The organism is Pseudomonas sp. HD6515 (genome assembly GCF_024971855.1).
In the GTDB taxonomy this organism is placed as follows: domain Bacteria; phylum Pseudomonadota; class Gammaproteobacteria; order Pseudomonadales; family Pseudomonadaceae; genus Aquipseudomonas; species Aquipseudomonas alloputida.
Genome location: NZ_CP079827.1, coordinates 651,071 through 657,500 on the forward strand (window position 1 = coordinate 651,071; position 6,430 = coordinate 657,500).

General features: G+C 60.7%; 5 protein-coding genes. 2 read left to right on the plus strand and 3 right to left on the minus strand.

Annotated elements, in window-relative coordinates; genetic code table 11:
* Both KW568_RS02975 and KW568_RS02980 read right to left on the minus strand, forming a co-directional pair.
* Window positions 1–663 carry a TetR/AcrR family transcriptional regulator gene (locus KW568_RS02975; protein WP_003255279.1) on the minus strand — a complete coding sequence of 221 codons (663 nt, stop codon included), beginning with the start codon at window positions 661–663 and terminating at the stop codon, window positions 1–3.
* Window positions 664–753: 90 nt separating this feature from the next.
* On the minus strand, window positions 754–1,674 hold the full coding sequence (locus KW568_RS02980) for a LysR family transcriptional regulator (protein WP_029380767.1): 921 nt from the start codon (window positions 1,672–1,674) through the stop codon (window positions 754–756).
* Between the two features lie 115 nt (window positions 1,675–1,789).
* Here KW568_RS02980 and KW568_RS02985 point away from each other — a divergent pair, with 115 nt between their 5' ends.
* Both KW568_RS02985 and KW568_RS02990 read left to right on the plus strand, forming a co-directional pair.
* The gene (locus KW568_RS02985) at window positions 1,790–3,136 is read left to right on the plus strand and encodes an aspartate aminotransferase family protein (protein ID WP_004576992.1); all 1,347 of its coding nucleotides are present in this window, start codon (window positions 1,790–1,792) and stop codon (window positions 3,134–3,136) included.
* 73 nt (window positions 3,137–3,209) lie between these two features.
* Window positions 3,210–4,703 (plus strand): CoA-acylating methylmalonate-semialdehyde dehydrogenase, encoded by a 1,494-nt coding sequence (locus KW568_RS02990; RefSeq protein ID WP_003255276.1) that lies wholly within the window; start codon window positions 3,210–3,212, stop codon window positions 4,701–4,703.
* Between the two features lie 177 nt (window positions 4,704–4,880).
* On the opposite strand, the gene KW568_RS02995 is transcribed toward KW568_RS02990, so the two are convergent.
* Window positions 4,881–6,077 carry an IS256 family transposase gene (locus KW568_RS02995; RefSeq protein WP_004575957.1) on the minus strand — a complete coding sequence of 399 codons (1,197 nt, stop codon included), beginning with the start codon at window positions 6,075–6,077 and terminating at the stop codon, window positions 4,881–4,883.
* Window positions 6,078–6,430: the final 353 nt, after the last annotated feature.

Consider the following 6,430-nt stretch of genomic DNA (forward strand, 5'->3'; position numbering starts at 1 on the left):
TCAGGCAGCCGGCTTGATGCCGCAGCCCTTCAAAATGATGTGGATAAGGTTGTTGCTCGCGTCTTCCATGTCCTGCTTGGTCAGGCGGCTGCGGCCAGTCACCTGGCAGATCTGGGTGGCGAAGTCGGCATAGTGCTGGGTGCTGCCCCAGAGCAGGAAGATCAGGTGCACCGGGTCGACCGGGTCCATTTTGCCTGCTTCGATCCAGGCCTGGAATACCGCAGCACGTCCGCGGAACCATTCGCGGTAATCGGCACTGAAGTATTCGGTCAGGCAGGTGCCACCGCTGATCACTTCCATGGCGAAAATGCGCGAAGCTTGCGGGTTGCGCCGGGAGAACTCCATTTTGGTGCGGATGTACTGGCTCAGGGCTTCACCGGGGTCGTCATCGACGCTCAAGGCGTTGAAGGTGCTGTCCCACAACTCGATGATGTTGCTGAGCACGGCGATGTACAGGCCCAGCTTGTTGGTGAAGTAGTAATGCAGGTTAGCCTTGGGCAACCCCGCCTTGAGGGCGATGGTGTTCATGCTGGTGCCCTTGAAACCATGGCGGGCGAACTCATCTTCGGCGGCCTGGATAATGGCCTGTTCGTTCTTCTGGCGGATACGGCCCGCGGGCTTGCCCGAGGCGGAGAGGCGATGCGCAGGGACTTCTAGGGTCATGGACGATTCCGTACGGGGCAGTGGCTGCGGCTGTGGGACAAGATTACCTGCCTGTGCCGAAGTGACAAGCGTTTGCGGCACAGACTGGCATCAACGTGTCGCAGCCAGGCTTTCGAGGAAGCTTTCCAACACCAGGTTGGGGCGCCGGCCTTTGCGGGTAACCCAGCTCAGGCTCAGGTCATAAAAGCGCTCCTTGGGCTTGAGCGCACGCAAACGGCCTTGCTGTACCCAGAACATGGCGTAGTGGTCGGGCAGATAGCCAATGTAACGCCCGGTGAGGATGAGAAACGCCATGCCCTCGCGGTCAGAAGCACTGGCTGTGCAATTCAGCGCCTGGTAGTGCGCCTGGATGTCGGCCGGCAGGCGGAAGGTGGGGGTGATGGCTTCCTGGCTGTTGAGGCGTTCGTCGTCTATCTGCTGGTCGTCGGCGTAGAACAGCGGGTGGCCGACTGCGCAGTACAGCAGCGAGCGTTCGCTGTACAGCGGTTGGTACTCAAGCCCCGATAGCGGGCTGGTCTGTGGGACGACGCCAACGTGCAGGCTGCCGTCGAGCACGCCGTGCTCGACCTGGCTGGGGGCGATCATACGGATCTGGATGCGTACATCAGGGCCGCGGTCCTTGAGTTCCGCCAGGGCATGGGTGATACGCATGTGCGGCAGGGTCACCAGGTTGTCGGTCAGGCCAATGTTCAGCTCGCCGCGCAAATGCTGGTGCAGGCCGTTGACCTCGGTGCGGAAGGTTTCCAGCGCGCTGAGCAGTTGCAGGGCTGAATGGTAGACCTCGCGGCCTTCCTCCGTCAGCGAGAAACCGGCGCGGCCGCGCTGACACAGGCGCAGGCCGAGGCGTTGTTCGAGGTCGTTCATCTGCTGGCTGATGGCCGAGCGACCAATGCCCAGTACGTTTTCGGCAGCGGAGAAGCCACCGCACTCGACGACGCTGCGATAGATCTTCAGCAGGCGGATGTCGAAATCGCTGACTTGGGCGAGTGGATCGGGTCTTCGGCTCATCAGTTTAGTCTCGGCCTGCCTGAAGGTTAGAAATGTAGGCTTTTTCAGACTCTATCGCCGTGCCAACTTAGCTGCAACAACATCCATCGTTGCCTAATCGTCTTCCGAGGAACCGCCGATGAACATGCCCGAAACCGCCCCCACGGGTATCGCCAGCCAGCTCAAGCTGGACGCCCACTGGATGCCCTATACCGCCAACCGCAACTTCCAGCGCGACCCACGCCTGATCGTGGCGGCCGAAGGCAACTACCTGGTCGATGACCACGGGCGCAAGATCTTCGACGCCCTGTCTGGCCTGTGGACCTGCGGCGCAGGGCACACTCGCAAGGAAATCGCTGACGCGGTGACCCGCCAACTGAGTACGCTGGACTACTCCCCAGCGTTCCAGTTCGGCCACCCGCTGTCGTTCCAGCTGGCGGAAAAGATCGCCGAGCTGGTTCCGGGCAATCTGAATCACGTCTTCTATACCAACTCCGGTTCCGAGTGCGCCGATACCGCACTGAAGATGGTGCGTGCCTACTGGCGCCTGAAAGGCCAGGCAACCAAGACCAAGATCATCGGCCGTGCCCGTGGTTACCATGGCGTGAACATCGCCGGTACCAGCCTGGGTGGCGTCAACGGTAACCGCAAGATGTTTGGTCAGCTGCTGGACGTCGACCACCTGCCTCACACCGTGTTGCCAGTGAACGCCTTCTCCAAAGGCATGCCGGAAGAGGGCGGTATCGCGCTGGCTGACGAAATGCTCAAGCTGATCGAGCTGCACGATGCCTCCAACATCGCAGCAGTCATCGTCGAGCCGCTGGCCGGTTCGGCCGGTGTGCTGCCGCCGCCGAAGGGTTACCTGAAGCGTCTGCGTGAAATCTGCACCCAGCACAACATTCTGCTGATCTTCGACGAAGTGATCACAGGCTTCGGCCGCATGGGCGCGATGACCGGCTCGGAAGCCTTCGGCGTTACCCCGGACCTGATGTGCATCGCCAAGCAGGTGACCAACGGCGCCATCCCGATGGGCGCAGTGATTGCCAGCAGCGAGATCTACCAGACCTTCATGAATCAGCCGACCCCGGAATACGCCGTGGAATTCCCACACGGCTACACCTACTCGGCACACCCGGTAGCCTGTGCCGCCGGTCTCGCCGCGCTGGACCTGCTGCAGAAGGAAAACCTGGTGCAGTCCGCGGCTGAACTGGCGCCGCATTTCGAGAAGCTGCTGCACGGCGTGAAGGGCACCAAGAATATCGTCGATATCCGTAACTACGGCCTGGCCGGCGCCATCCAGATCGCCGCCCGTGACGGTGATGCCATCGTTCGCCCATATGAAGCGGCCATGAAGCTGTGGAAAGCCGGCTTCTATGTACGCTTTGGTGGCGACACCCTGCAGTTCGGCCCAACCTTCAATACCAAGCCGCAGGAATTGGACCGCCTGTTCGATGCTGTAGGCGAAACCCTGAACCTGATCGACTGATCTTTCCGATTTTGATGCCAGGCGCATGCCCGCAGCGCGTGCCTGGCTCTCCTTTGTTTATCTGGAGTTTTGCATGAGCATTGTTCAGCACCTGATTCACGGCGAACTGGTTACCAAGGGTGAGCGCACCGCCGATGTCTTCAACCCGTCCACTGGCCAGGCCGTTCGCAAGGTCGAACTGGCCAGCCGCGCAACCGTGCAGGAAGCGATCGACTCGGCCAAGGCAGCCTTCCCGGCCTGGCGCAACACCCCTCCGGCCAAGCGCGCCCAGGTGATGTTCCGCTTCAAGCAACTGCTGGAGCAGAACGAAGCCAAGATTTCGCAGATGATCAGCGAAGAGCACGGCAAGACCCTGGAAGACGCCGCCGGTGAACTGAAGCGTGGTATTGAGAACGTCGAGTTCGCGTGTGCAGCCCCTGAAGTGCTGAAGGGTGAGTACAGCCGCAACGTCGGTCCGAACATCGACGCCTGGTCCGACTTCCAGCCGCTGGGCGTGGTTGCCGGTATCACCCCATTCAACTTCCCGGCCATGGTGCCGCTGTGGATGTACCCGCTGGCCATCGCCTGCGGCAACGCATTCATCCTCAAGCCTTCCGAGCGTGACCCGAGCTCGACCCTGTACATTGCCCAGTTGCTGCTGGAAGCCGGCCTGCCGAAGGGCATCCTCAACGTCGTGCACGGTGACAAGGAAGCGGTGGATGCGCTGATCGAAGCGCCGGAAGTCAAAGCACTGAGCTTCGTGGGCTCGACCCCGATCGCCGAGTACATCTATGCCGAAGGCACCAAGCGTGGCAAGCGTGTACAAGCCTTGGGTGGCGCGAAGAACCACGCGGTGCTGATGCCGGATGCCGACCTGGACAACGCAGTCAGTGCACTGATGGGCGCGGCTTACGGTTCGTGTGGCGAGCGTTGCATGGCCATTTCGGTCGCCGTGTGCGTGGGCGACCAAGTGGCCGATGCCCTGATTGCCAAGCTGGAGCCACAGATCAAGGCGCTGAAGATTGGTGCCGGCACCTCGTGCGGCCTGGACATGGGCCCGCTGGTGACTGCGGCAGCGCGTGACAAGGTCGTGGGTTACATCGATGACGGTGTTGCTGCTGGCGCCAAGCTGGTGGTGGATGGTCGTGGTTTCCGAGTGGCGGGTAATGAAGATGGCTACTTTGTGGGTGGCACCCTGTTCGACAAGGTGACCCCGGAGATGCGCATCTATAAAGAGGAGATTTTTGGCCCGGTGCTGTGCGTGGTCCGTGTGAATAGCCTGGAGCAGGCCATGCAGCTGATCAACGATCACGAGTATGGCAACGGCACCTGCATCTTTACGCGTGACGGTGAAGCGGCCCGTCTGTTCTGTGACGAGATCGAAGTGGGTATGGTGGGTGTGAACGTACCGCTGCCGGTGCCGGTGGCCTACCACAGCTTCGGTGGTTGGAAGCGTTCGCTGTTTGGTGATCTGCATGCCTATGGCCCGGATGGTGTGCGCTTCTATACCCGTCGCAAGGCAATTACCCAGCGTTGGCCGCAGCGGGCCAGTCATGAAGCGTCGCAGTTTGCATTCCCTAGCCTTTAAGGGAAGTAGATGAAGCGGGGAGGCCGGCAGGCCTCCCCGCTTTGTTTTTGGGGGTTGGTTGTTGCTGTTGTAGGGGGAGGTGTGGTGGGTATGTCTTGAGGTGGTTTTGGCGGTGAGATGGATCGTGTCCCGGGAAGTGGTGTAACTCATCATGGTTCTGGCCGCTGAGTTCGCCGTTTAGTTGATCACGGCCGACAGCTTGGCCTGTGGATTATCGCTGACTGCCTCAAAGGCCTCCAACTGCATGTAACGCCGTTGCAGGCACCACTCGTCGTTCTGCTCCAGCAGCATCGCGCCTACCAGCCGTGTGATTGCAGGATCGTTGGGAAAGATGCCTACGACGTCGGTGCGGCGTTTGATCTCCGCGTTAAGCCGCTCCAGTGGATTGGTGCTGTGTAATTGCTGTCGGTGCGCTTTTGGAAACGCCATGTGAGCCAGCACTTCATCCTCGCAGCCGTCCATGAGTGTCGCGATCTTGGGGTATTTTTCGCGTAGCTGATCAGCGACCAAACGCCATTGCTGATGGCATTCGGCACGGCTGTCCTGGGCGAAGACTGTGCGCAGTAGGGCCGCCACCATGGTGCGCTGACCTTTGCCGACGTGGGCCATGGCATTACGCATGAAATGCACACGGCAGCGCTGCCAGGTCGCGTTGAAGACCTTGGAAACAGCCGCCTTGAGCCCTTCGTGGGCGTCGGAGATGACCAGTTTCACGCCCCGCAAGCCACGTCGCGTGAGGCTGCGCAGGAAGTCTGTCCAGAACGGCTCAGCCTCTGACGGCCCAACCCGCATGCCCAGGACTTCGCGGCCACCGTCGGTGTTCACGGCCACGGCGATTATTACGGCGACCGAGACGATGCGTCCGGCCTCCCGCACTTTGACGTAGGTGGCATCGATCCAGAGATAGGGCCAGTCGCCCTCAAGCGGGCGGTCAAGGAAGGCGTGAACGCGCTCATCGATCTCACCAGCTAGCCGTGAGACCTGGCTTTTGGAGATGCCGGTCATGCCCATGGCTTTGACCAGCTCGTCCACTGAGCGTGTTGAAACGCCTTGGATGTAGGCCTCCTGGATGACTGCCGCCATGGCTTTCTCAGCGGTGCGTCGAGGTTCAAGGAAACCAGGGAAATAGCTGCCTTGGCGCAGCTTGGGAATCTTAAGGTCGACGTCGCCTGCGCGGGTTTGCCAAAGACGATCGCGGTAGCCATTACGGCTATTTGTCCGGTCTGGGCTTTTGACATCGAAGCCCGCGCCGCACAGGCCTTCGACGTCGAACTCCATCATGCGCTGGGCAACGAACTGGATCATTTGCTTGAGCAGATCAGCGTCTGCCCCTTTCTCAACCAACTCGGTCAATGCGATAGTGGGCTTGGTCATCGTGGTTTCTCTGGTGAGTGTTTGGTCTTCGCAAACTCAACGTTAGCCAAGAACCACGATGACCATCCTCTTTCGCCCGCAGGGCGCCTTCGGCTGGTTCAGTTACACCACTTCCCGGGACACGATCGTGAGATGTGTCTGCCATAACCCCTGCAGCGCCTGTGAGATCGAGCGCCGCCCGCGCGGCGCTTCGCGGGTAAACCCGCTCCTACGTTTGTTTCGGGCCAGTCTCTCCTGTGCCTGGCGCGCGCGACCGCCTTGTTGGTACGACGCGATATCGAGACAGGCACCAAGGCGTTCGCGCGCGAATCCCACAGGCATAATTGGCCCGAAACAAACGTAGGAGCGGGTTT